The organism is Neorhizobium galegae bv. orientalis str. HAMBI 540 (assembly GCF_000731315.1).
Lineage (GTDB): Bacteria > Pseudomonadota > Alphaproteobacteria > Rhizobiales > Rhizobiaceae > Neorhizobium > Neorhizobium galegae.
Genome location: NZ_HG938354.1, coordinates 1,689,615 through 1,715,240 on the forward strand (window position 1 = coordinate 1,689,615; position 25,626 = coordinate 1,715,240).

At 60.2% G+C, this 25,626-nt stretch carries 22 protein-coding genes; 13 read left to right on the forward strand and 9 right to left on the reverse strand.

The window, feature by feature from the left end:
- The first annotated feature begins 152 nt into the window (after nucleotides 1–152).
- The 6 genes from RG540_RS30525 (at nucleotide 153) to RG540_RS30550 (ending at nucleotide 8,859) form a co-directional block, all read left to right on the forward strand.
- Entirely contained in the window at nucleotides 153–1,181 is a 1,029-nt protein-coding gene (locus tag RG540_RS30525; RefSeq protein WP_041366118.1) for an ABC transporter substrate-binding protein, read from the forward strand.
- Nucleotides 1,182–1,259: 78 nt separating this feature from the next.
- Complete coding sequence (locus tag RG540_RS30530; protein ID WP_041366119.1) at nucleotides 1,260–3,491, forward strand: ABC transporter permease; 2,232 nt, start codon at nucleotides 1,260–1,262, stop codon at nucleotides 3,489–3,491.
- Complete coding sequence (locus RG540_RS30535) at nucleotides 3,488–4,546, forward strand: ABC transporter ATP-binding protein (RefSeq protein ID WP_041366120.1); 1,059 nt, start codon at nucleotides 3,488–3,490, stop codon at nucleotides 4,544–4,546. Before RG540_RS30530 ends, RG540_RS30535 begins: the two co-directional genes overlap by 4 nt.
- A 16-nt stretch (nucleotides 4,547–4,562) precedes the next feature.
- Nucleotides 4,563–5,384 (forward strand): inositol monophosphatase family protein, encoded by an 822-nt coding sequence (locus RG540_RS30540; RefSeq protein ID WP_041366121.1) that lies wholly within the window; start codon nucleotides 4,563–4,565, stop codon nucleotides 5,382–5,384.
- A gap of 361 nt (nucleotides 5,385–5,745) precedes the next feature.
- Nucleotides 5,746–6,837: a hypothetical protein gene (locus RG540_RS30545; RefSeq protein ID WP_041366122.1), complete on the forward strand. Its 1,092-nt coding sequence runs from the start codon at nucleotides 5,746–5,748 to the stop codon at nucleotides 6,835–6,837.
- A 471-nt stretch (nucleotides 6,838–7,308) separates the two neighbouring features.
- The gene (locus RG540_RS30550) at nucleotides 7,309–8,859 is read left to right on the forward strand and encodes a Fic family protein (RefSeq protein ID WP_065814460.1); all 1,551 of its coding nucleotides are present in this window, start codon (nucleotides 7,309–7,311) and stop codon (nucleotides 8,857–8,859) included.
- Between the two features lie 222 nt (nucleotides 8,860–9,081).
- Here RG540_RS30550 and RG540_RS30555 read toward each other — a convergent pair whose 3' ends face one another.
- Entirely contained in the window at nucleotides 9,082–10,050 is a 969-nt protein-coding gene (locus RG540_RS30555; RefSeq protein ID WP_041366123.1) for a mannonate dehydratase, read from the reverse strand.
- 410 nt (nucleotides 10,051–10,460) lie between these two features.
- Between RG540_RS30555 and RG540_RS30560 the strand changes: the two genes are divergently transcribed.
- Genes RG540_RS30560 through RG540_RS30580 form a run of 5 tightly spaced genes read left to right on the forward strand, consistent with a single transcriptional unit; the run spans nucleotide 10,461 to nucleotide 15,525 of the window.
- Nucleotides 10,461–12,005: an ABC transporter substrate-binding protein gene (locus RG540_RS30560; protein ID WP_407668990.1), complete on the forward strand. Its 1,545-nt coding sequence runs from the start codon at nucleotides 10,461–10,463 to the stop codon at nucleotides 12,003–12,005.
- A gap of 26 nt (nucleotides 12,006–12,031) precedes the next feature.
- Nucleotides 12,032–13,060, forward strand: coding sequence for an ABC transporter permease (locus tag RG540_RS30565; protein WP_041366125.1), 1,029 nt, complete (start codon nucleotides 12,032–12,034; stop codon nucleotides 13,058–13,060).
- Nucleotides 13,057–13,959: an ABC transporter permease gene (locus RG540_RS30570; RefSeq protein ID WP_041366126.1), complete on the forward strand. Its 903-nt coding sequence runs from the start codon at nucleotides 13,057–13,059 to the stop codon at nucleotides 13,957–13,959. The genes RG540_RS30565 and RG540_RS30570 overlap by 4 nt, the downstream gene beginning before the upstream one ends.
- A complete protein-coding gene (locus RG540_RS30575) occupies nucleotides 13,946–14,791 on the forward strand; it encodes an ABC transporter ATP-binding protein (RefSeq protein ID WP_041366127.1) in 846 nt (281 codons plus the stop codon). Before RG540_RS30570 ends, RG540_RS30575 begins: the two co-directional genes overlap by 14 nt.
- Nucleotides 14,788–15,525 carry an ABC transporter ATP-binding protein gene (locus tag RG540_RS30580; protein WP_041366128.1) on the forward strand — a complete coding sequence of 246 codons (738 nt, stop codon included), beginning with the start codon at nucleotides 14,788–14,790 and terminating at the stop codon, nucleotides 15,523–15,525. Before RG540_RS30575 ends, RG540_RS30580 begins: the two co-directional genes overlap by 4 nt.
- A 63-nt stretch (nucleotides 15,526–15,588) precedes the next feature.
- Here the strand turns inward: RG540_RS30580 and RG540_RS30585 are convergent, their stop codons facing one another.
- Nucleotides 15,589–16,524, reverse strand: coding sequence for an AraC family transcriptional regulator (locus tag RG540_RS30585; protein ID WP_041366129.1), 936 nt, complete (start codon nucleotides 16,522–16,524; stop codon nucleotides 15,589–15,591).
- Between the two features lie 142 nt (nucleotides 16,525–16,666).
- Here RG540_RS30585 and RG540_RS30590 point away from each other — a divergent pair, with 142 nt between their 5' ends.
- Nucleotides 16,667–17,551 carry an NmrA family NAD(P)-binding protein gene (locus RG540_RS30590; protein WP_041366130.1) on the forward strand — a complete coding sequence of 295 codons (885 nt, stop codon included), beginning with the start codon at nucleotides 16,667–16,669 and terminating at the stop codon, nucleotides 17,549–17,551.
- A 158-nt stretch (nucleotides 17,552–17,709) separates the two neighbouring features.
- Here RG540_RS30590 and RG540_RS30595 read toward each other — a convergent pair whose 3' ends face one another.
- The 7 genes from RG540_RS30595 to RG540_RS30625 form a co-directional block, all read right to left on the reverse strand.
- Complete coding sequence (locus RG540_RS30595) at nucleotides 17,710–18,705, reverse strand: Gfo/Idh/MocA family protein (RefSeq protein WP_041366131.1); 996 nt, start codon at nucleotides 18,703–18,705, stop codon at nucleotides 17,710–17,712.
- Nucleotides 18,702–19,583, reverse strand: a complete 882-nt coding sequence (locus RG540_RS30600) for a sugar phosphate isomerase/epimerase family protein (RefSeq protein ID WP_041366132.1) — start codon at nucleotides 19,581–19,583, stop codon at nucleotides 18,702–18,704. Before RG540_RS30600 ends, RG540_RS30595 begins: the two co-directional genes overlap by 4 nt.
- 120 nt (nucleotides 19,584–19,703) lie before the next feature.
- Complete coding sequence (locus RG540_RS30605) at nucleotides 19,704–20,537, reverse strand: carbohydrate ABC transporter permease (RefSeq protein WP_041366133.1); 834 nt, start codon at nucleotides 20,535–20,537, stop codon at nucleotides 19,704–19,706.
- The gene (locus RG540_RS30610) at nucleotides 20,534–21,457 is read right to left on the reverse strand and encodes a carbohydrate ABC transporter permease (protein WP_051909922.1); all 924 of its coding nucleotides are present in this window, start codon (nucleotides 21,455–21,457) and stop codon (nucleotides 20,534–20,536) included. The genes RG540_RS30605 and RG540_RS30610 overlap by 4 nt, the downstream gene beginning before the upstream one ends.
- Before the next feature lie 71 nt (nucleotides 21,458–21,528).
- Entirely contained in the window at nucleotides 21,529–22,728 is a 1,200-nt protein-coding gene (locus RG540_RS30615) for an ABC transporter substrate-binding protein (protein ID WP_041366134.1), read from the reverse strand.
- A 25-nt stretch (nucleotides 22,729–22,753) separates the two neighbouring features.
- The gene (locus RG540_RS30620) at nucleotides 22,754–23,737 is read right to left on the reverse strand and encodes an alpha/beta hydrolase (protein WP_041366135.1); all 984 of its coding nucleotides are present in this window, start codon (nucleotides 23,735–23,737) and stop codon (nucleotides 22,754–22,756) included.
- The gene (locus RG540_RS30625) at nucleotides 23,734–24,411 is read right to left on the reverse strand and encodes a GntR family transcriptional regulator (RefSeq protein WP_041366136.1); all 678 of its coding nucleotides are present in this window, start codon (nucleotides 24,409–24,411) and stop codon (nucleotides 23,734–23,736) included. Before RG540_RS30625 ends, RG540_RS30620 begins: the two co-directional genes overlap by 4 nt.
- 101 nt (nucleotides 24,412–24,512) lie before the next feature.
- Between RG540_RS30625 and RG540_RS30630 the strand changes: the two genes are divergently transcribed.
- The gene (locus RG540_RS30630; protein ID WP_041366137.1) at nucleotides 24,513–25,592 is read left to right on the forward strand and encodes an ABC transporter ATP-binding protein; all 1,080 of its coding nucleotides are present in this window, start codon (nucleotides 24,513–24,515) and stop codon (nucleotides 25,590–25,592) included.
- The last annotated feature ends 34 nt before the right edge of the window (nucleotides 25,593–25,626 follow it).

Consider the following 25,626-nt stretch of genomic DNA (forward strand, 5'->3'; position numbering starts at 1 on the left):
AACGAGTGCAACAAATATATGATGGGGCCAGCCAATGCCGCTGGAATTCTTCAGCGATAGGTTATTGACAAGCGATGCAAGTACGTGGAACCATTGCACACGCTTGCAAAGCGGGTGATGTGGAGGCGTCACCAAATCTGGGAGGATTAATCATGCGCCTTGCTCTTATGGCTGCGACTGCGCTCGCGGCTGGTCTTATGACGAATGCCACGGCATCCCGTGCGGCCGAAGAACTCAATCTCATCTGCTCCGCTGATGTCGTCATCTGCGAAATGATGCAGCAGATGTTCCAGAAGGAAACCGGCATCCAGGTGAACATGGTCCGCCTGTCGTCCGGCGAAACCTATGCCAAGATACGCGCCGAAGCGCGCAACCCGAAAACCGATATCTGGTGGGCCGGCACCGGTGATCCGCATCTGCAGGCCGCCGCCGAGGGGCTGACCCAGGAGTATAAGTCGCCGCTGCTCGGAGAGCTCAACGACTGGGCGAAAAAGCAGGCCGAGGCCTCGGGCTTCCGCACTGTCGGCGTTTACGCCGGCGCACTCGGCTGGGGCTACAATACCGACCGCTTCAAGCAGAAGAACTACAAGGAGCCGAAATGCTGGGCCGACCTGCTGGATCCTTCCTTCAAGGGTGAGATCCAGATGGCAAACCCGAATTCATCCGGCACCGCCTATACCGCACTGGCAACGCTCGTACAGATCATGGGCGAGGACAAGGCATACGACTACCTGAAGAAGCTTAACGCCAACATCTCGCAATACACCAAGTCCGGCTCGGCTCCGGTCAAGGCCGCGGGCCGCGGCGAAACCGCGATCGGTATCGTCTTCATGCACGATGCCGTGGCAGTTGCCGTGGAAGGTTTCCCGGTAAAATCGGTCGCGCCATGCGAAGGCACCGGCTACGAAATCGGCTCCATGTCGATCGTCAAGGGCGCCCGTAATCTGGAGAACGCCAAGAAATGGTACGACTGGGCGCTGAAGGCCGATGTGCAGTCGCATATGAAGGAAGCCAAGTCATTCCAGCTGCCGTCGAATTCCAAGGCAGAAGTGCCGAAGGAATCGCCGAAATTCTCCGACATCAAGCTGATCGACTATGACTTCGCCAAATACGGCGATCCGAACACCCGCAAGACGCTCCTGGAGCGCTGGGATAAGGAAATCGGCGCGAACGCCAACTGACGTCAATCGTTGCGCCGCGCCAGGGCTCGTCCCGGTGCGGCGGACCTGTTCTCCTGTTAAGCAAGGTCACTGCCGGCCATGGACAATCGCAACCGCAGACTGGACATCGTGCTGGCCCTCGGCATTGCGGCTACGATTGTCCTGCCGTGGTACCGGATCGAGAAGGGGTTCTTTTCCTTCTCGTGGCTGCCTGACTTTCCGCGCACGGATGCGGTCGCGCCGGGCATTCTGCAGATGACCACGCACGGCCGTTGGTGGCTGCTGGCCGTGCTTTTCGCCCTCGCCGTGGCGCTCGTCGCACGTTTCGTTGCCGATCCCATGAGGCGCGGCGCAATTCTCGCCTGGGCCGGCGGATTCGGCGTGTTGTTCCTTGCCTTGCAGGGGCTTGCGATCGGTGCCACCGGATGGACCTGGACCATCAGCGAGACGTTGTTCGGCCAGATTGCCGATGGCCAGTCCTCAATGGGCGCCGGTGCGGTTCTTGCTTCGATTTCCTTCGTGCTGATCTTCTCCTTCGGCCTTGCCGAACGCGGCGCCATGCGTGGCGATGCATTCGTCGTTTCGACCATTTCCATGCTTGTCTTCCTCGTCGCCGTCTTCGTCTTCTACCCGATCGGCAGCATGTTCATCGGCGCCTTCCAGGATTTCGACGGTTCGGCGAACTTCGACGGCTTCAGCCGCAATATCGCGGACTCGTCGATCTGGAGCCTCGATTGCCTGATCGGCGGGGCACGCTGCGGGATTGCCTGGCGCACGCTGTTTCTGGCGATCCTGACCGCAGCCGGCTCGACCACCCTTGGGCTCGCTTTTGCGCTGGTCGCGACGCGCACCCGCTTTCCGTTCAAGAAGGGTTTGCGGCTCCTGACCGTATTGCCGATCATCACGCCGCCCTTCGTGATCGGCCTCGCACTCACCCTGCTCTTCGGGCGCGCCGGCGTGGTCACCCAGGAGCTTTCGTCGCTCTTCGGCGTCGAACCGAGCCGCTGGCTCTATGGGCTCACCGGCATCTGGATCGCCCAGGTCCTCTCCTTCACGCCGATCTCCTTCCTGGTGCTGATCGGCGTCGTCGAGGGTGTCAGCCCGTCGATGGAGGAAGCCTCGCAGACCCTGCGTGCCAACCGCTGGCGCACCTTCTGGCGGGTCTCGCTGCCGCTGATGAAGCCCGGCCTCGCCAATGCGTTCCTGATCGGTTTCATCGAAAGCATGGCCGATTTTGGCAATCCGCTGGTGCTCGGCGGCAGCCACGGCGTGCTTTCGACCGAAATCTTTTTCGCTGTCGTCGGCTCGCAGAACGATCCGTCCCGCGCCGCCGTGCTTGCCATGATCCTGCTCTGCTTCACGCTGTCGGCTTTCCTTGCCCAACGTGTCTGGCTTTCCGGCAAGAATTTCGCGACCGTCACCGGCAAGGGCGATAGCGGCTCGCACATTGCGCTACCCCGCGGCCTTTCCATCGGCGTCCATGCGATCGTCATTCCGTGGATGATCTTCACGCTGGTCGTCTACGGCATGATCATCTTCGGCGGCTTCGTGAAGACATGGGGCCTCGACAACACGCTGACGCTCGCCCACTACACCAAGGCCTTCTCCGTCACCATGCGCGACGGATCGATCGCCTGGACGGGCGTCGCCTGGAATTCGTTCTGGACGACGATGGAAATCGCTCTCATCTCGGCTCCGCTCACCGCCGCCGTCGGACTTGCGACTGCCTACGTCATCGTCCGGCAGAAATTCGCCGGCCGTGAATTGTTCGAATTCGCGCTGATGATGAGTTTTGCCATTCCCGGCACGGTTATCGGCATCAGCTACATCATGGCGTTCAACCTGCCGCCGCTCGAAATGACCGGCACGGCGCTGGTTCTCGTGGCCTGCTTCGTGTTCCGCAACATGCCGGTCGGCGTGCGCGGCGGCATCGCTGCCATGAGCCAGCTGGACAAGAGCCTGGACGAAGCCTCGATGACGCTGGGCGCCAACAGCTTTCGTACCATTCGCAAGGTCATCCTGCCGCTCTTGCGGCCAGCGATCACCGCGGCACTGGTTTATTCTTTCGTGCGCGCCATCACCTCGATCAGCGCCGTCGTCTTCCTCGTCAGCGCCCAATACAACATGGCGACATCCTACATCGTCGGCCTGGTCGAGAACGGCGAATATGGCGTGGCGATCGCCTATTCCTCAATGCTGATCGTGGTGATGATCGGCGTCATTGCCGGCTTCCAGCTGATCGTCGGCGAACGGCGGCTGAGGCGCGAAAACCGCGTCGCCGGCATTGCCAGCCAAACAATCCCCGCCTTTTCCGAGGAGAAAGCCGCATGATCCACAGCCCTGGTTCGGTCGTCTTCCAGAATGTCCGCAAGACATTCGGCGCTTTTACCGCCATCCACGACCTGTCGCTGACCGTCGAGCCCGGCACGCTGGTGACGCTGCTCGGACCTTCCGGCTGCGGCAAGACGACGACGTTGCGCATCCTGGCGGGCCTCGAACATCCGACTTCCGGCCGCATCCTGATCGGCGGCAAGGACGTGACCATGTTGCCGGCCAACGAGCGCGACGTCTCCATGGTCTTCCAGTCCTATGCCCTTTTCCCGCATATGACCTCGCTCGACAACGTCGCCTACGGGCTGGAATCCTCCGGGTTGAGCAAGAAGGACGCGCGCCAGAAGGCCGAGCACGGGCTCGAGCTCGTCGGCCTTGCCGGCATGGGTCGCCGCCTGCCGGCCGAGCTTTCCGGCGGTCAGCAGCAGCGCGTCGCCGTTGCCCGCGCGCTGGTGCTCGAACCGCAGGTGCTATTGCTCGACGAGCCGCTGTCCAATCTCGACGCTCGCCTTCGCCGGCGCGTCCGCACGGAAATCCGCGAGCTGCAGCAGCGGCTGCAGTTCACCGCCGTCTACGTGACCCACGATCAGGACGAGGCGCTGGCCGTCTCCGACAAGATCATCGTCATGAAAGACGGAGAAATTGCCCAGGCCGGCAGCCCGCGTGAACTTTATGAAGCGCCGGCTTCGACCTTCATCGCCGACTTCATTGGCGAGGCGAATGTCGTGCCGTGCGAGATCATCGACATTTCGGGCGCGCACGCGACGGTCAGCATCGAGGGCTTGCGGCATGTCGTGCCGGCGCGCGGCGCCAAGACAGGTCGCGGCAAGCTCGCCGTGCGACCGAGCGCGATCACCGTGGAGCCCGCCGAGAGCGCTGCCTTTTCCGGGCGAATCAGCCATGCGGCCTATCTCGGTGATCATATCGAATACGAGGCGGAAACGAGTGGCGGGACGTTGTTCATCGTCGACCCGTCGGTCGACCGTCCCCTTGCCCCCGGGACTCAAGTCGCGATCGGCTTGAAGAACCGGGGCATCGCCATCATCGCGGAATGACGACAAGGATATTGTCATGAATATACATGAACGGGAAATCAGGGACCGACACGCGTTGGCCGAAGAGATCGCATTGGCGGCCGGTAAAGTCGCCTTCGACTATTTCAGCAAGCGCGAGACCCTGGTCATCGAAACCAAGGGCGACCCCCAGGATGTCGTCTCGATCGCCGACCGGGAAGTCGAAAACCTCATTCGCGATCGCGTTTCCCACGGCTTCGCCGAGGACGGATTTCTGGGGGAGGAATATGGTCTGGTCGGGGGAAGCTCCGGTTATACCTGGGTGGTCGATCCGATCGACGGCACAAGCCCCTTCGTCAGCGGCATGCCGAACTGGTGTGTCTCGATCGCCGTGGTTCACGACAAGGTGCCGGTGGTGGGCGTGATCTATGTACCCTGTCATGACGAACTCTATTCCGCCTCGTCCGGGCAGGGCGCCACGCTCAATGGCAAGCCGCTGTCGCTCGATCCGAAAAAGACCATCCGCAACGCGCTGACAGGGATCGGCGCCAACCATCACGTCACCCCCGCTTCGGTTGGTAAGATCGTCTCCGATCTGCTTGGAGCCGGCGGTAACTTTGTGCGGCTCGGCTCCGGCGCGCTGATGCTCGCCTATGTCGCCGCCGGTCGTCTCGTCGGTTATTACGAGCCCTACATGCACGCCTGGGACTGCTTCGGCGGCTACTGCATCGTCAAGGAAGCGGGCGGCTGGCACCTGCCGTTTCCGGCCGAAGGCGAACGGCTGACCAGGGGCGCTCCGGTTCTTGCAGCCGGTCCCGGCGCAATCGAAGACCTGCAACGGATCGCCGGCATCGGGGCGGGAGACATTGCCGCCGCGTAGTCGCACATTCGTGACCAGCGCCGATAACGAGGTCCTCGAACCGAATTGCGATTTGAGTGCCTTCAGCCGCTCGGCCCGGTCGCTGCGAAAGCAACGCTCGGTAAGCCGGGGTTCCAACCGATCACCAGCTTCGCAAGATCGGCTTCCTTTCATCCAAAATCGTGTTGTCGGTCTTCGCGGTGCCGACGGCGGCGGCTACCTATAGGCGAATAAGCGGGAAAACATCTATTCCGCGAATCGATGAATTGTCCTAACCAAGGCGGGATTTTTTGAAGAGGCACTATAACAAGCAGATTGCCTCACCGATGCGACACTAGAGATCAGTCCAATCAACCGTCGATCTACATAGTTGAAAGCCGTTATGCCCGCGCTCATTTTGCCGAACCGCCCACTCTCAATCGCCCGCGACGTTATCTCGACACCTGGAGCTTACTTCTGGTCGACCCCCATCATTCTTGCACTGGCGGTTTTCCTGCTCCTCTGGCAAGCGCCGGGGGTCCTGCGCGATTTCCAGATCAGCCGGAACCCGCTGGTGATGGAAGACGGGGATGTGCAAAACGGGCGATGCACGACCCGCAAGGCCATCTTCACCGATTGCGAGGCGCGGCTCGTCTATAGTTACAACGGACGAAACTACAGCTCCGATGTGGAGATCATGTTCGTAGACTTTCATGTGGGAGACTACGAGACCGATCTTGTGATCTCCACCGATCACCCGGAACTGGCGACCATGAGCCTTGGCCTGGACAAGCTCTGGAATCGGATCATCACCCTTGGCCTGTTCACCGCTCTGCTCGGCGGCATGAGCCTGGGAATGCTGTTCCTGGCTCTGCGGATCTGGCGTGTCAAACGGCAGCTGCGGCGGCCAGCGCTCCTGAAGCCGGTGCCGGTCGAAATCACCGCTTTCGATCGGAAGCGAAACATCCTCAATATCACGTACAACGACAAGCTCGCTGGCGATAAGACGGGGCGCTCGGTCTACACACGGATGAGGGACGGCGAAGAGCCGCTGATCGTGGGTGAAGCGAATGGAAAGGCCGTTGGGCTGGCTGTCAGGCACGGCAATACCGCCTTGCCAGTACTTCTGGATGATCGCCTGCAACGCATCGGACTGACTGGAGACGAGCGTGACGCTGCACTTGCCCCATTCGTGCAGTTTAACGGCGACCAGAACGGGCCGGTATTGCTCGATGAGGTCAAAAAGACGATTTCGATCGGCAAGCGGCTGCAGATGTTTTTCGGCACCCTGCTCGTGATCGTGGTCGGCGTGTTCGGTTTCTGGCTTTGGTATGTAACGAGTTCGAGCACGCAGTTTCAAAGCCCGGGGATGGATATCAACAACCTGATGCCGGCGCCGCTGAACGAATGGGGCTGCGGCCAGCTGAAGAAACGGTTCGGCCATGATCGAGCGCCGTTTGGCTGCGTCGCAAGCGATTATACAAGCTGGAAATAGCAGCTTGGCCGGCGATCGTCTGCTCAAGCTATATCTTTCGCAGGCCTAAACCTGGCAATGGCTGCCGGTTATTCCAGCCTGCTGCCCAAGTTGCGCATTCGTCTCAATTCCATCCGCCACCATACGGAGCCGACTGGATTGCCGCATGAAAGTCCGGACTTATGTAGCAAATGCCACTAGATTCCAGCCGTTAACATCGATGCCGAAATTTGCGTCTCCGCACAGCCCATTTCTAAAAATCGGAAGTCTGCGCCGTCCCTGTACAAATGTTGCCGCGCCTTTAAGTCTGAAAAGTTTTTATAACTGCCTCATTAATTTTGAAAAGTTTTCGTTCTCTCAATTTTGCCGTTGTTAAAGTTGGTGAAAGGTCTTATCCACCAACTTCGTTAAGTTGCGAAAGTTTTCATTTTCCAGCCATTAATCTATGAAAGTTTTCAAAATCGCTCAGTACGTGTGTGTAAGGAGAAGAAGTTGGCAGAGTTCCCAGACTTCTTACTATCGACAACGGAAAATTCCCTACGGGTGTCGCGCGCGGTTGCCGCCAACAAGCTACGGCCACTAGGCAATCGGCTCCATACGACGCACCTCAGGGGCGATCCGTCCGATTTGATCCGGCAGAACGTGTGGAAGATCGCGGCGCTTTATTTCCCTGGAGGCTTGGTCGCCGATCGCACAGCTTTTGAGATGAAACCGGCGCAAGACGGCAGGGTGTTTCTCGTCGCCGACACCAAGCGCAGTGTCGAGCTGCCAGGGATAAGCTTCCATGCGAGGGCCGGAACCGTAAGAATCGAAGGAGATTTTCCGATGAGGGACGGCCTGTACTGCTCGTCGCGCGCAAGAGCGTTCATCGAAAACATGCGTCCGTCTCGTGCCCGCTCTGGCGTCGCGCGGACCGCGTCCCGTCTCGAGATCGAGGAGCAGCTCACAAAGTACCTTCGAAGCAACGGCGAGGATGGGCTGAACCATCTTCGAGATCAGATCAGGGACGCGGGGAAATTGCTCGGCTTGTCGGATGACGCTGCAGAACTCGACGGCATGATCGGCACTCTCCTCGGCACCCGTGATGTGGTTCTGACCGCGCCCTCGGCTATCGCGTTCGCCTCAGGCACGCCGTTCGACACGAACCGCGTCAAACTCTTCGAGGCCCTTCATGACGGCCTTCGCGGCATGGGGCCACAACTTCCTCGGACATCGCGGATCGCGGCATCCGAGGTCGTCAACTTCGCATTTTTCGAGGCTTATTTCTCGAACTTCATCGAGGGAACCGAATTCGAGGTCGACGAGGCCGAGGACATCATTTTCAATGGTAAAATCCCCGATGAGCGTCCCGCCGACGCTCATGACATTCTCGGCACATTCGCCGTTGTCTCTGATCCCAAGGACATGGGACGAGTCCCGACGGACTTCGAAGAGTTCAGGGCGTTGTTGAAGCGTCGGCATGCCAAAATAATGGAGGGCAGGCCGGGAAAGCGTCCAGGCGAATTCAAAACCGTAGGCAACAAGGCCGGCTCAACGACGTTTGTCCGCCCGGAGGAGGTGGCCGGCACCCTCCAGCGCGGGTTTCAAATCTATCAACGGTTAGACACGCCTCTCGACCGGGCGATCTTCATGATGTTCCTCGTCGCCGAGGTGCATCCGTTCGCAGACGGGAATGGACGCTTAGCCCGAGTTATGATGAACGCCGAACTCTCTGGGCCGGGCGAAACGAGGATCATCATCCCCACGGTCTTCAGATCGAACTACCTCGAGAGCCTTCATCTGATGAGCAACCACGGCGTACCAGACGCTCTGATCAGGACTCTCGACTTCGCGCAGCGCTACGCGCATGCGATCGAGTGGTCGTCGCTTCCACGAGCGATCTCTGTGCTCCGCAAAACCAATGCCTTCGTTCTTCCAGAAGTCGGCGATAGGGAAGGATATCGCCTCAGGCTACCGCGAGCCGTGGACTTCGAGGATGACGACGACAATGACGGCGGCGATGGTACCGGCGGCGCAATGGCGGGAGGACCGAGAAGGCGGTAGGCCACAGCTGCATCATGGCAACGGCTGGAGCCAGTCAATTGACTTTTTGGCCGGCGGAACATGACCGCCGCCGCTCATCGTGAGCCTGCGCGGTGGTTTGTGGCATTTGCCACATAAGTCCATGAAAGTCCGAGCTCTGCGGAAAACGGGCTGACCCCGAAGAGCCGCTAAGCTCGGAAGCTTCAATCAACGTTCGTGGCGCATGCGTGGCCGTCGAAGTCGCTATTTCATCGCCTCGAGCAAGGCTGCAATATAACCGTAGCAAAAAGCAAAGGCCACGCCCGTGGGATCGCGGCCACTTATCGTGGGAACGTGATCCGGCATGATCATGTAGCGATAGCCGACCTCTTTATAAACTTTGAGAGAGCGCACCATGTCCATGTCACCCTCGTCCGGAAAGGTCTCCATGAAAGACAGCTTTCCGCCCGCGATGTTACGGAAGTGGACATTGAAGATCTTGCCGCGTGTCCCGAACCAACGAATAATATCGTCGATTTCTTGTCCGGGATTGTCCAGCATTTCGCCGATCGAGCCCTGGCAAAAATTGAGACCGTGATAGGGGCTCTCGCGCATCAGCACGAACTTTTTCAAACCCTCGACGGTGCCGAGCACGCGAGTAACGCCCTTGTAGCCGGGCGGGGTGTAAGGGTCATGCGGATGGCAGGCAAGCCGCACCTTGTTGCTCTCTGCGACAGGCACCACACGTTCCAGAAAATAGTCGATCCGCTCCCAGTTTTCGTCCTCGGACAGCACACCCGCCAGGCCTGGTTCGGCCTGCTGGTCGGCCTTGTCCCATCGAAATGCTTCGTTGAGTGACCCGCCTCGCCCCGGTTCCATCTGGGTGCGTGGGATGCCGATCAGGTTGAGATTGTATTTCACCGAGGGGATGCCGGCCTTCGCCGTTTCCTCGATCAACCTGCACACCGCGTCGATTTGCCGGTCGCGATCGGGGCCCTTGAGGAGGATATCCGGATAGGACGCCTTCTCGATGGGCTGCGAGGGAAGTGGAAGCTGGATCATGTCGAGGATCAGCCCGAAGCTTTCGATCTTGTCGCGATGACGCTCGAGATCTTCCAGCTTCCAGCTCGAAGGCGCGCCGGGCGGGTCAGCGCAGATGTGTTTCAACCCCAATTGAGCGAAAACACGGTAGTCGTCATCATCTCTCGCGCCAACTTGTGTGCCAACATACATTTTAACATCCTCCCGAGCCTCTCACATATCATACGACCTATTATGATTTTTATCGACTGTCGAGCATCTTCGTGCGGTCCGGCGTTCAGACGGGCGGACGGACATATCACGGGGGCAACTCCAACGGCCGGCAGATAGTCTTTGAGGTTCTCCGCGAAAGATCGCGTGATCACGCGCATTATCAAGCGGTTATCCGCGGCTAGCTTGCCCTGCAGATCTTCGGGGAGGCTTGCCGAAGGTCCAGAAGTCAGCCTGATGGGCTATTTCGGCAATGCTTGCCATCCCCCATAAAGTCCGCTAAGTCATCATACAACGCTTAAAACAAGCGGCGATGCCCTTGGTCAACTCTGGGAGGAGTTACAATGAAATATCTTTGCACTCGATTGCTCGTCGGCGCCGCTTTCGCTGTCATGTCGTTCGGCACGCCGGCAGCCTTTGCCGAGACACCAGCCAACCAGCTTGTTATTGCGACTTCGCTTGCCCAGGTTCTGTCGCTGGATCCGCATCAGGCAACGGAAGCCAAAGCCAACGAGATCATGGCAAACCTCTACGATCGCCTGGTTTCCACCGACGGTTCTGGAAAGATTTCTCCGCAACTCGCCGAAAAGTGGGAGATTGACGACAAGGGCATCACGTTCCATCTGCGCAAGGCGGAATTCGCCTCGGGCAACCCGGTCACCTCCGCGGACGTTGTCTACTCGATCACCCGCCTCCTGAAGCTCGACCAGGCCGCGGCTGCCAATCTCAAGCGCGTCGGCTACAACGGCGGCAATGTCGAAAAGCTGGTAACGGCGCCAGACGAAAAGACCGTGCGCATTGACCTTTCCGGCGAGGTCACCTCCGAGCTTCTGCTCTATCGCCTGGCAATGGTCATCGCAAGCGTTGTCGACAGCAAGGAACTGAAGAGCCATGTCGTCAATGACGACTGGGGCAATGCGTGGTTGCGCACCAATTCGGCGGGTTCGGGTCCTTTCACGCTGAACAAGTGGACGCCGAATGAGATTGTCATCCTCGATGCGAGCAAGAACTACGTCGCAGGGCCGCCCAAGATGCGCCGCGTCATTGTTCGCCATGTGCCTGAGAGCCAGGTCGAGCGACTGATGCTCGAGCGTGGCGATATCGACATCGCAAGCGCGCTGACCGCAACCGACCTTGCAACCTTCACCGGCAAGCAGGGTTATGAAATCCAGCGCGTCCCGACAGGAGGCTTTTATGTCCTGTCGATGAACGCCAGCAAGGAGCCGCTTTCCAACCCGAAGGTCCGCGAAGCGATTGCCTACGGCATCGACTACAAGGGCATGGAAAAGGCCATCATGGGGCCGTACGGCCGCGCACGCACGGTTCCCGTTCCGGAAAACTTCGAATTTGCCATTCCGAGCCCGGATTGGAAGCTGGACGTGGCAAAGGCAAAGGCGCTATTGGCCGAAGCCGGATACAAGGACGGCTTCACGGTGAACCTGAAGACGATTGCCCAGACGCCGCGCATCGATCTTGCGACCGCGATCCAGGCGTCGCTCGGCCAGATCGGCGTGAAGGTCAATATCATGCAGGGCAATGGTGCGGATATCATCGCCGCGCACCGAGCGCGAGATTTCGATCTCCTGATCCCGCAGACGGGTGCCTATATGCCGAATGTCCTGGGCGCGATGGAGCAATTCTCGAGCAACCCGGATAATTCGCTGAAGGCCAACAATGCCGGCAACTTCGTATGGCGCTCCGGCTGGGACATTCCCGAACTGACGGCCATCACCGCCAAGGCTGCGCTGGAACCGGATGCGAAGAAGCGCGGCGCGCTTTACGTTCAGATGCAGGAAATGTTCGTTGCCCAGAAGCCTGCTGTTCTGCCGCTCTTCGAACGATATGAGCCGATCGTTCTGACGAGCCGTGTGCAGGGTTATGTCGGGCATCCGAGCCAGACGACACGTCTCGAAGGTGTCACGAAGACCGATAAGTAACTTAGCGTCAGATCAGGCAGCCGATCATGAAGGAACTTTCGTTAGCCGAGCTGGGACGACGACTTCTCCATCTGATCGTCAGCCTGTTCATCCTGTTGTGCGTCACCTTCGTGATCGGTCGCGTCATGCCGACCGATCCGGTCGGGGCCATTGTCGGCGAACTCGCCGATCCGAAAGCCTACGAGGCCATGCGCGTCAGGCTTGGCCTCGATCTGCCGCTCTACCAGCAATTCTTCGTCTATGTCTGGGGACTGCTGCACGGCGATATGGGCACAGCCATCCTGACCGGCAACGCGGTCACCAAGGACCTGTCCCAGGCATTCCCGGCGACGCTGGAACTTGCAACGCTCGCGGTGTTGATTTCCACTCTGATCGGCGTTCCTCTCGGCCTGGCGGCCGGTCTTTTCAGGGATAGCGCGATCGACAAGTTTGCGCGTGTCTTTGCACTGGTCGGGCATTCGATCCCGGTCTTCTGGTTCGGAATCGTGGGGTTGGTTATCTTCTATGCCGGCCTCAATCTGGTCGGCGGCCCCGGCCGTGTCGATGTCTTCTATGAAGGCCTGATCGAACCGACCACAGGACTGATGCTCGTCGATAGCCTGCTCGAAGGCGAGACGGACATATTCTGGAACGCCCTGTCGCATATCATCCTGCCGGCCTGCATCCTTGCCTATATGGCCATGGCCTATATCACGCGCATGACCCGGGCATTCACGCTGGAGCAGCTCAACCAGGACTATGTCATCGCCGCACGCGCCAAGGGCGTCGGCCCGGTCCGCACCGTCATCAGCCACGTCCTGCCCAATATCGCCGTTCAATTGATCACGGTCCTCGCGATCTCTTACGGCAACCTGTTGGAAGGCGCCGTGGTCACCGAGATCGTGTTTTCATGGCCAGGTATCGGTCAGTACATGACCAACGCCCTCATGATCGGCGACATGAACGCAATTCTCGCGGCGACCATCATTGTTGGTTTCATCTTCATGCTCCTGAATTTCATTGCAGACATCGCCTACGCGCTTCTTGATCCGCGTACCCGGGAGGCCGCACGATGAGCAATATCGTTCAGGACGACGCCATCATTCAGCCGCCGGCAATCGGCACCAGGATATGGAACTCCACCTCCCGTATCCTGCGCAAACTCGCCGACGAACCACTTGGCATGGTGGGCTTCATCATCCTCGCCATCCTGGTTGTGGTCGCAATCTTTGCGCCGTGGATCGCACCTTACGATCCCGCGGCCCAGACATTGGGCGACGCGCTTCAGCCTCCGAGCCTCGCGCATCTGGCCGGCACAGATGAATTCGGACGCGATATCTTCAGCCGTCTTGTCTACGGCACGCGCATCACCATCCAGACCGTCCTGTCCGTCTCGGTGATTGTCGGCCCGATCGGCCTCGTGATCGGCGTCGTCGCGGGCTTTTTCGGCGGACGCACCGATGCTATCCTGATGCGGGCCACGGATATCGTCCTGTCGTTTCCGTCACTGATCCTGGCGCTTGCCTTCGCCGCGGCTCTCGGGGCAGGCTTGGGAACCGCGATCGTTGCCATTTCGCTGACGGCCTGGCCGCCGATAGCCCGACTTGCACGCGCGGAAGCACTCGTCGTGCGAAATGCGGATTACGTGGCCGCCGCTAGGCTTTATGGCGCTTCGCCAATGCGCATCCTGTTTCTCTATATCGCTCCGATGTGTATTCCCTCGGTGATCGTGCGGCTGACGCTCAACATGGCAGGCATCATCCTGACGGCCGCATCCCTCGGCTTCCTCGGTCTCGGCGCGCAGCCGCCACTGCCGGAATGGGGTGCGATGATTTCCAGCGGGCGAAAATTCATGCTCGACTATTGGTGGGTCGCGGTGATGCCCGGCGTCGCCATCCTGTTGACGAGCCTTGCCTTCAACATCGCCGGCGACACGCTTCGCGATCTATTGGACCCGCGCCATGCCAGATCTTGATGAAACGCCTGTCCTGTCCGTTCGTGGCCTGAACGTCCGCTTCGGCCGAAACTCCATTCCGGCGGTCTCCAATGTCAGCTTTGACGTGGGGCGGGAGCGCATCGGCATCGTTGGCGAATCCGGCTCGGGCAAATCGACCACCGGCCGCGCCATCATGCGGCTCTTGCCGCAGCGTGCCGGCGTGACCGCCGAGCGAATGGATTTCCTCGGCAGCCCGTTGCTGGAAAAGACCGAACGACAGATGGGACGCCTTCGCGGCAAAGACATCGCCCTGATCATGCAGGACCCGCGCTATTCGCTGAACCCTGTCCTGACCATCGGAAAACAGGTCGCCGAGGCTGCAAAGCTGCATCTTGGCGTCGGTGGCAAGGCTGCCGTTGCGCACGCCCGCGACATGCTGGCGAGGGTGCGCATCAACGATCCGGATCGCGTCCTGTCTCTTTACCCGCACCAGATATCCGGCGGCATGGGCCAGCGCGTGATGATTGCGATGATGCTTCTGGCGCGCCCCAAGCTCGTGATCGCAGATGAGCCGACGTCTGCGCTCGATGTCAGCGTACGCAAGGACGTTCTGACGCTGCTCGATGAACTGGTACGGGAGAACAACTCCGGCCTGATCCTCATCAGCCACGACATCCGCATGGTCGCTGCTTTTTGCGAGCGCATTCTGGTCATGTATTCCGGCCGCGTCGTCGAAACGCTGAGCAAGCTCGAAGATGCAGCGCATCCCTACACTCGGGGCCTGATCGCTGCGATGCCTGATCCCAAACATCCCGTCAGGCGCCTGAAAGTCCTCGATCGCAAATCGATCGAAGTGGAGATCAATCCATGATCAAGGTCGAAAACCTCGATGTCGTCTATGGCTCCAAGGATAAAAGCAATCATGTCGTACGCGGTGTCAGTTTCGCCGTGAGCCGCGGTGAAGCGCTCGGCATCGTCGGCGAATCCGGTTGCGGCAAATCGACGGTGCTGCGCTCGCTGGCGGGCCTTGAGGGAGGATGGACAGGATCGATATCGTTTGACGGCAAGCGGGTCGGCAAGGTCCGCACGCGCGACGAGTTGAAGCTTGCCCAGATGGTGTTTCAGGACCCTTATGGCTCCCTGCATCCGCGGCACCGCATCGGGACAGCGCTCGCCGAACCCATCCGGTCAATGGGCGCCGGCGACGGTTGGGCAAGGGTTGCGGAAGCGCTGCAACAGGTTGGCTTGCCGGTGCATTTCGCCAGCCGTTTCCCGCATGAACTTTCCGGCGGCCAGCGTCAGCGCGTGGCGATTGCGCGTGCGCTGATCCTGTCGCCGCCGATCCTGCTTCTCGACGAACCGACCTCGGCGCTCGATGTCTCGATCCAGGCGGAAGTGCTCAATCTGCTGGCAGACCAGCGGGAGGAACGCAATCTGACGTTCATTCTCGTCAGTCACGATCTCTCCGTGATCTCCCATATGTGCGATCGGGTGCTCGTCATGCAGAATGGCGTGTTCGTCGACGAACTCACCAAGGCGGATCTGCAGGCGGGCGTGACCCACGCGAGCTATTCCCACGAGTTGTTCGACGCAAGCTTCTTGTAGCACCTTGCATTCCGAACCGACGACGTCTCGGGCGTGGCGAGAGACGCTTGCTGTCTATCTGGATCAGGGTGCGAGTTCTGTTTCAGGAGAGGTGTCCGCCTGCCCGCGATATTGTCGCGGCGAGCACCCGACAACTCGCTTGAATGCCTTGCTGAAGGCGCTCTCGGACTGGTAGCCGAGCGCCGGCGCAACAACGGAGATGGGATCATTCCCCTTTTCGAGCCGGTCGCAGGCAAGAAGCATGCGCCATCGCGACAGATAGTCGATCGGCGTCTCTCCGACAGTTGCCCTGAAGCGTTCCGCAAATACCGAGCGTGACATGCCAGCTGTCTCGCCAAGCTCCGTCAACGTCCAATGTCTTGCAGGGTCAGCGTGAATGGCCCGAATTGCACTGCTCAGACGCTTGTCCGACAAGGCAAAGAACCATCCCGTGCCCTGATGACCATTCGCGAGATGCATGCGAAGCGCCTGGAGCAGCATCATATGGGCAAGATGTTGCGCCATGAGGTAGCCGCCAGGCTGGTTTAAACGAACTTCCTGCATCATGCGTTCGATCGACCAGCGCAAGGCGTCCCGCTCCGCTTCCTGGCTGAGGTGCACGATGGGCGGCAACATTTCCAGCAGCAGTTCGGCGTGATGACCACCGACCGCAAAGCGGGATCCCGCCAGGGAAAAGCCACCCCCTCCATTGAGGGTCACCATTCCGCCGGCACGGGCTGGCGGAAAGATCGTGGAGGCATCGATCGGGGGTAGATTGAGGTCGCTTGCAAGCCGGAACGGCAATCCGCGCGGAAGCACAAAGCAGTCACCCTGCTCGAGGCGTACCGCGTCCCGGACGCCATCCACGGCCAACCAGCACCCGCCCGATTGGATCACATAACATTTGATCTGGCGCTGCTGGTCGCCGAACCGCACCGACCAATCCCCGCCGGCGTCGAAGCCGGACGAAATGGTGCTGCTGGGCTTTAGCAGGGTAAGAAGCTCGGACAGAGGATCCATACGTTTTCCGGACGATCTCGACGATAATCGAGACCATGGAGCATGGATCGTCTGCGAGCAACGCCTTATTTGTTTCGGCGAGCTTCGGCGTTGGTCCTGGACGAGGAACGACATCGACCCGCGAGAACATAAGGAGCATGCCATGATTGTAGTCACGACCCCTACGGGCGATATCGGCCATCAACTCGTTGAGAAACTGCTTGAGAGCGGCGCCTCCGTGCGCGTCATCGTCCGCGATCCGTCCAGGCTATCCGATTCCATTCGCAACCGGGTTGAGATCGTTTCGGGTTCCCATGCCGATGCCAATGTCGTGAACCAGGCGTTCGAAGGCGCCGATGCCGTCTTTTGGCTGGTGCCTGCCGACTCGAAGGCAGACAGCGTCACGGCTGCCTATGTCGACTTTAGTAAGCCGGCTGCCCAAGCATTGAAGGCCTGCGGTGTCAAACGCGTCGTCAGCGTCAGTGCGCTTGGTCGAACCACCCCGCTCGCCAACCAGGCCGGTTATGTCACGGCCTCGCTTGCGATGGACGACTTGATCGCGGCCACTGGCGTGAATTTTAGGGCACTGACCATGCCGTCGTTCATGGACAACACCCTCATGCAGGCTGCGGTGATCAAGGCTCAAGGAACCTTCTTTTCGCCGATCGATGGCGACCTGAAATTGCCGAGCTGCGCTACCCGCGACATCGCGGCCGTCGCAACGCGACTGCTGCTCGACGAGAGTTGGACAGGTCAAGAAGAAGTCGCGGTCCTCGGTCCAGAGAACATCTCCTTCAATGACATGGCGGACATCATGTCCGATGTGCTCGGCAGGCCGATACGGTTCCAGCAGATTCCGCTCGACGCCTATAAAGCCCGGTTCTTGCAGTTCGGGTATTCCGAAGCAATGGCCCACGGAATGACAGACATGGCAGACGCGAAGAACCGCGGCCTCGACCTCGGCGTCGAGCGAAGTGCTGACAACACCACGCCCACAAGCTTCCGCCAATGGTGCGAAACGACGCTTCGCCCGGCGATCCTCGATTGAAAGCCGGGCGGGGAATTTAAGCACACGGCAATGTGCAGATGACAGACAACGCGCTCCTTTCCGGAGGCACAAGCGGCATCGGCGGAGGTCTCGCCGAAGCCTTTCACTGATCCCAGACCGTCGGGCGGGGAAATTCTCGTCGGGCGGGCCGCGTCAGGTCAAAGTGCCAGTTCACGCCGCATCGTTTCCAACCGTTCCATGGCAATGACGCCTTCGGCGATCGTCGGGGCGGGCGTCGAAGCTCCCCTTAAGGCCGGGACGACGTCGGCCAGCAATGCGTGATATCCTTTCGGGTCCTCGTTGGCGGCCGCCGTAAAATTCGGCTTCCAGGTCAGCGTGTCGCAATCCTCCTTCAGCGTCGCGCCGAGGTCGTCGATCTTGAAGGGCGGGTTGCGATGCCAGCGGATCTCGATCACGTCGTCCACCTCGATGCGCTGATGGTCGCCCATCAGCTCGATCCGCTCGACCGGAGTGCCCCGCGACTGGACCGTACCCATGGCGATATTGCCGATCGCCCCACACTCGAATTCGAAAGCCACATGGAAAAGCAGCCGTCCCGGCGTCTTTTCGACCTTGCGGGTGGAGATCGAACGAACCGGTGAAACCAGGAAGGACACAAGGTCCATGTAGTGGACGCAATGATGCAGGAAGAAGCCGGTGTAATCGACGTTGCCGACGAAATAGCCGGGGGCCGTCATGTAGTAGCCGGTCAGGCCCAGCACGTCTCCGAAGCGGCCGGATTTCACGATGTTCGCCGCCATGCGGTTGCCGATCGAATATCGCTTCATGAACCCGACGAGCAGCGGCTTCTTTGCCTTTTCGGAAGCGGCCAGAAGCTCGCGCGCACCGGCGGCAGAGCCCGATGGCGGTTTTTCCATGAAAACCGACAGGCCCCGTTCGAGCGCCGCCTTGCCGAAGGCAAGATGCTGATCCGGCCCGACAGCCATTCCGACCGCGTCGATCCCCGGGGTCGTAAGCAGCGCCTGCGCGTCCGTCGTCAGATTGGCGACGCCGAATTGCCGGCCGGCGTCCTTCAGACGGTTGCCGTCGATATCGCACATCGCCACGAGCTCGATATCATGGCGCACGAGCTGCGGAAGCAGCATCTGGGTTGCGTGGATACCACAACCGATCCAACCGATTTTCAAGGTCATCGACGATATTCCGTAAGCAGGAGATGGGATTTCATGAATGCGCTGGAGGCTGCGAGGCGATTGCTTTCGTCCTCGTGCGGCGGGCGCCACTGGGCGAATGGCACGCCGAAACGGTCGTCGCTGCGCCGGAACGGCTCGAGCGATACCGGTCCCTTGTAGCCGACCTCGTGAAGCGCGCGGCAGACCTCGACCCAGTTGGTCATTCCGGTTCCCGGGAACCCGCGGTGATTTTCATTGGCCTGGAAATGCACAAGACGCTCACCAGCAAGGAGGATCGCCTCGGCGATCGAGCTTTCTTCCATGTGCATGTGGAAGGTATCGAGCATCAGTTTGACGGCCGGGTTGTCGACCGCGTCCAGCAGTTCCATCGCCTGCTGCGTCGTGCACAGCACATCGCTTTCGAAACGGTTCAGCGGTTCGGCGGCCAATAGCACGCCGGCCTTGCCCGCATAGTCGCCAGCCTCCTTCAGACCCCTGACGCAGCGTTCCTTGCGAGCCAGCCGCTCTGTCTCGTCGACCGGCTGCGGCGGGCGTCCGGCGAAAACCAGCGGATTTCCGGTCAGCGGGCCCCCGACGATCTTCGCACCCAGGCCAGCGGCGCAATCGACTGTGTATTTCAGGTAGTCGATACCGGCGCGATGGGCCTCGGCATCCGCCGATGCGAGATTGCGCTGCAGGTTGACGCGGGCGGCGAGCACCACGCCGAGGCCGGCGTCATCGAGCGCCTTTTTTGTTTCCTCGATGGCGAGTTCGCCGACCTCCGGAACCAGAAGCTCCACGAAATCAAAACCGTGCTCACGCATCTTTTCAAACAGCGGGAAATGCTCGGCCGTAAAAGGCCTCGCATATTGCATGGAAATCAACCCGATGGGGTTCATTGTCACTTCCTTTTCAAATTCCTCAATAATTCCGTTGTTCTTTCTGGCGAATGTTTTGCTGCCCTCATCCCTGTGACGAGCGTCAGGAATAAGGGCGGAGCTCTTTCAGCCGGCCATTTCTCACCCTTTCACCGCACCCTGGGTCAGGCCGCCGACGAGGCGGCGCTGGACGAGAAGGAACAGGATGGTTGCAGGCATGGCGCCGACCACGGCGCCGGCCGCCAGCAGGCCCCATTCGATCTGGTACTCGCCGATCAGCGTCTGGATCGCGACCGTGACCGGCCTTACGTTTCGCCCGCCAAGCGTCAGGGCATAGAGATATTCGTTCCAGGCGGTGATGAAGATGTAGATGCCGGTGGAGATGATGCCCGGCATGGTCAGCGGCAGGACTATCTTGCGCAACGCCGTCAGCCGCGAGCATCCATCCGTCATCGCTGCTTCATCGAGGCTCTTCGGGATGGCGCCGATATAGCTCGTCAGCATCCACACCGCGAACGGGATCGCCACCGTCGCGTTGGCAAGGATCAGACCGAAATGGGTGTCGAGAATGTTGAAGCGGCGCATCAGCACGAAGAGCGGCAGGATGAGCAGCACGATCGGGAACATGTTGATCAGCAGGAACTGCAGCATCAACAGCTTGCGGCCGGGGAAGCGAAACCGGGAGAAAGCGTAGGCAGCCGTAACCGAGACGATCAGGCCGACGACGACCGTACCGCTGGCGATGATCAGGCTGTCGAGCATGTTCTTGAGGAAGGACGTCTGCTCGACCAGCCGCACATAGTTGTCGAGGCTCCAGCCACGCGGCGAGAGCGATACACCGGTGGCAGAAAGCACGGCGGTCGGCGTCAGCGACGTCAGGATCATCCAGGCGAACGGCGCCATGGCGAAGAGGACGATCACCAGGACGGGCAGGTCCGTGGTGAGGATCCGGCGAAACGTGCTCTGCTGTCTCATCGTTCCACCTCGCGCATGGTGCGGGCGAGATAGAGAGCCACGAACGCACCCAGAAGAATGGTGAAGGTGACGGCGATCGACGTGCCGTATCCGAAATCGAGATTCTGGCGGGCCTTGACGAAGGCGTAGAGCGGCAGCGTGTGCGTCGCATAACCCGGACCGCCGCCGGTCATGACGAAGATGACGTCCATGGAATTGGCGACCCAGATCACCCGGAGCAGCCCGGCCGTTGCCAGCACCGGCGCGATCCCCGGCAAGGTGATATGCACGAATTGCCGCCACGTAGAAGCGCCATCGATCGACGCCGCCTCATACTGGCTGCGTGGAATGCCCTGCAGGCCGGCAAGGATCATCACCGCGAAAAAGGGAAAACCCTGCCAGGTCAACGTCGCGATGATCGCGTAGATCGCGACATTCGGATCGGCCAGCCACGGCACCGCCGAGCGAACGATCGAAAGGTAGATGAGGATGTCGTTGAGCACACCGGTATTCGGGTCATAGATCCAGCGCCACATCAGGGCGATCACGACGCTCGGCAATGCCCAGGGAATGATGATGAGGGCGCGCGCAAGACCGCGCCAGGGAAATTCGCGGTTGAGAAGCAGGGCTGCCATAAGCCCCAGCCCCATCTGCAGCGGCACGGTCAGGCCGATCCAGATGATCGTGTTCCAGAGCGCCGTCCAGAAAACCGGATCGTTGAACAGCTTCACGTAGTTTCCGAAACCGACGAACCTGCTGGCGTTCGGCCGAAACAGGATGAGATCGTAGAAGCTCGTGAACACCGCCTGCACCATCGGCATGAAGACGATGACGACGGTTACCACGACGGCGGGGGCAAGCAGCAGATAGGGCAGCCGCCGCTCGGAACGCCATATGGGCGTTGCGCGGCGCTGCGTGGGGGAAGAGATCGATAGGGACATGCTTATCCTGCCTGTGGATCACGGCGGAGAAGGAGGTCCCGGCACATCACTGCCGGGACCGGAGAGAGATTTTACTGAGCAAACAGCGTCTGCAGCTGTTCCATCATTTTCTTCGCCGTGATCTGGCCGGTCAGCGCCTGCTGCATGTTCGTCTGCCAGGCCGTGTTGACGAATTCCGAGACCGCCGAGGTCTGCGGCAGCACCTTTGCGAATGGCAAGGACTGGACGGTCGCTTCGACGAAACGGCGTTCATGGAGTTTCCAGTCGGCGGAACCGCTCTTCGTCACCGTCAGCTGACCCGTCGCGCTGTTGAAGGCGACGTTGTTCTGGCCCTCGGCCAGGAAGGAAATCCACTTCCAGGCCGCATCCTTCACCGAGGACGAAGAGAAGATCGCGAGCGACTCGTCGCCGTAGGAAGTCCACTGGCCACTGCCGCATTTCGGAACCGGCACGGCGGAGACCTTGTCGCCGAGAGCGGCTACGAGATCCTTGGACGAACCGATATGGTGGATGGTCATCGCCGTCTTGCCGGATTTGAAGGCAGCGACGATTTCCTGGAAACCGTCATTCGGCGCGGACGGCGGAATGACCTTGTCCTTTTGGAAGAGATCCACCAGCCACTGGTTTGCGGCGATCGCCTCCGGCTTGGTCAGGCCGCCCGGCTTCAGCTCGGCGCCCTGGGAGAGCACGAAGGCACCCCACTGGTCCCAGCCGCCCTTGCCGCCGCGCAAGCCGAAACCATAGGTCTGCGGCGCATTGGTGAGCTTGATGGCCGCGTTGCGGAATTCTTCACAGGTCTTCGGCGGCTGCAGGCCGGCTGCCTGGAAGAGGTCGGTTCGATAATAGAGGTAAAGGACGACGTATTGGATCGGCAGATAATACTGCTTGCCGTCGGGGCCCTTGTTCAGCTCGAGCAGGTTGTCCAGAAGGTCTGCTTTGCCTTTCCAGCTGTCGATCTGCTTGCCGATCGGTTCCAGCGCGCCCATTTCGGCGAGCCGCGGCTGGGCGAAAAGCTTCACCATGGCCGCATCGGGCGCGTTGCCGCCGACCAGCGCAGTGTAGAGGTTATCGTAATAGCTGTTCCACGGCACGTTCTCGGCTTCGATCTTGATGCCGGGATTGGCTGTCTCGAATTTCTTGACCAGATCCGACATCGGGTTCGCCGGATTGTCGAAATGGTACCAGAAGCGGACGGTTTCCGCCTTGGCCTGGCTGAAAGCGGCCGAAGCCGCAAGAGCGGCCCCGAGCGCGAGTGTCTTCAGAAATTTCATAGTCTCCTCCTCCTGATTGTTTACGTCATGGACGTCTTGTTAGTCGCCTTGCTGCATTGCCCGCGACCGCCAGAGCCTCCCTTGCGGCCGAAAGTTCGTTGGTGTTCTGCAGGAAACCGTGGATGACGCCCGGCACGATGTGCAACTCGTCATCACGGCCAAGAGCCTTGAGACGTTGGCCCAGGCCCAAGGTGTCGGAAAAAAGCGGATCCACGGCCGCCGCCATCAGATAAAGCGGCGGCAGCGCGGCCAGGGCCGCATCGGAAGCCACGAGAGGACAGGCGAGCGGATCCTGCTCGATCGCGCGCTCGCCGGCATAGAACGACCAGTAGCGCTGCATCTTGCCGCGCGTCAGCCCCGGGCCTTCGGAGAAGCGGACATAGGAAGGCGACGTGAAGCTCCGTGCGTAACAGCCGTAGAAGAGCAGCGCTGCATCCGGCAATGCGCGGCCTTCGGCTTGCTCATGCAGCATCGCCGCAAGAGCAAGGTTCGCGCCCGCGGAGTCGCCCGAAATCAGCAACGGGCCGCGGCGAATACCGGCATCGGCCGTCACCTCGAAAAGGTTGCGCAGGGTGGCAACAACATCCCTGAGGCCCGCCGGATAGGGGCTTTCCGGCGCCAGCCGATAATCAGGCATGACGACCGGCAGGCCGCTTTCGAGTGCCAGAACCCGGGCGCAACGCTCGTGGGTTTCGGGCGAACAGAAGGCAAAACCGCCGCCGTGTACGAAAAGAATGGCACCAGCCCCGCCGCCGGAAGGCACGAGCACCTTGAGGCGGCAACGTGCCGAACCAAGGCTCGGGTCTTCCGCCACCATGACCTCGGTCACACTTTCCATCGGCGGCAGATTGACATTGCAGCGGACATTGGCGGCAAGCGATTGCGCCCGACCTTGCGCAGGCGGCAGCATTGTAGGATCCGGTAACGGGCCCAGCTCGGCAAGAACCCGCTCCATGAGCGCTGCCATCTCGTCCGACAAGACATCCGACAGCTCGATATCGTCGCTCATTGGATTACCTCCGGGAAGACTTCCGGCCCGAAGTCGACGATGGTCGCGATATGATGATGCATGGCGGCGGTGGCGCGCCTCACGTCGCCGCCCTCGATCGCATCGATGATGCTGCGATGGCGCAACGCCGTCGCCTCGAGATCCCGCGCCATCGGGCTGCGGGAAATCTTGAAGCGGTGATTGTGGACGAGGCAGCGATGCAGGATCGGATCAAGCGCCGGCAGGTTGGCGTCCTCGAAAATTCGGCGATGGAAGTCGCGGTCGAACGAAGCGAGTTCCAGTTCATCTCCCGCTCCGGCCGCGACAAGCATCTTCTCAAGGAGGCCATTGAGCTCCTTGACCAGCGTCCGGCTCGGCGCACGCATCACACGCGCCATGCCGCTGCCTTCGATCTGCTGGCGCAGCCTGAACATTTCGATCGCCTCGTCCTCGGTGCATTCCGAGACCTGCGTGCCTCGATGCCCCTGGCGGCGAACAAGCCCCTCCTCCTGGAGCTGAAGCAGCGCTTCACGCACCGTTCCCTGGCTGCACTGGAAATGCGCCGCCAGCTCCAGCTCGGTCAGCCCGGTTCCGGGCGCCAGCGTTCCGAGCATGATGTCGCGCTTCAAGGCGTTGAAGGCGGCGCCTGCCTTGGGGGGTTTGGTCGATGTCGGTCGAGACGAAAAATACGCCATGTAGTTCGATCCAGCCGGTTGCGCATTTCTAAACATATCATTATTGATATTGATATCGATAATTGGCGTCAAGCGCGAAAGTCGTGTGGAGGAGGAAAAACGTGGCCGGCATTGCATTGAAGAAAATCCAGAAATCCTATGGTGCTCTGCGGGTCATCCACGACATCGACATCGAAATAGAAAGCGGCGAATTCCTGGTCCTCGTCGGTCCTTCCGGCTGCGGAAAATCGACCCTGCTGCGCATGATTGCCGGGCTGGAGGAGATCTCCGGCGGTGAACTCGATATCGGAGGCCGGACTGTGAACCTGCTACCGCCGGCCGAGCGTAACATTGCCATGGTGTTTCAGGACTACGCGCTCTATCCCCATATGAGCGTGCGGGAAAACATGTCTTTCGGCCTGAAGATGCGCGGCGGCGAGCAGCCTGATATCGACAATCGCGTCAATCAGGCGGCGGACATCCTGAAGATCCAGGACTACCTCGACCGGCGCCCTGCACAACTATCTGGCGGACAACGCCAGCGCGTCGCAATGGGACGCGCGATCGTCCGCGAGCCTGCGGCTTTTCTCTTCGATGAGCCTCTTTCCAACCTCGACGCCGCCCTGCGCGTGGAGATGCGCCTCGAAATTGCAAAGCTCCATCGCCGCATGAAGGCGACCACCGTTTACGTGACCCATGACCAGGTGGAGGCCATGACGCTTGCGGACCGGATCGTGGTGATGAACGGGGGCGTGGTCGAGCAGGTCGGCAAGCCGCTCGATCTCTATCACAAGCCGTCGAGCCTGTTCGTTGCCCGCTTCATCGGCAGTCCGACCATGAACACCATCCCCGCCAAGCTCTCCAGATCGGGAGGCGAGGCTCGAGTGCTTGGAAGAACCGTTAAGCTGGACGGACTTGAATTGCCATGCCATGGCGCCGAGGACATCGTCCTCGGGATAAGGCCGGAAGACCTGACGCAATGTCCGGCCGAGCAGGCCTGGTTCAGCGGCGAATTGATGGTGGCCGAGAAGCTCGGCAGCCAGACCTATGGCTATATTGAGGTCGGGCACACGAGGATGCTGGCCGTAGAGTTTCCTCGCGACCAGGAAATGAGTGTGGGCGATGTCATGCATGTCCGAGGCAGCACCACCTCTGCGCTGCATCTTTTCGACGCCGGAAGTGGTAAGCGCCTGAGCATGTAAGCCGGAATGATCCTTGATCCAGGATGTATTCGAG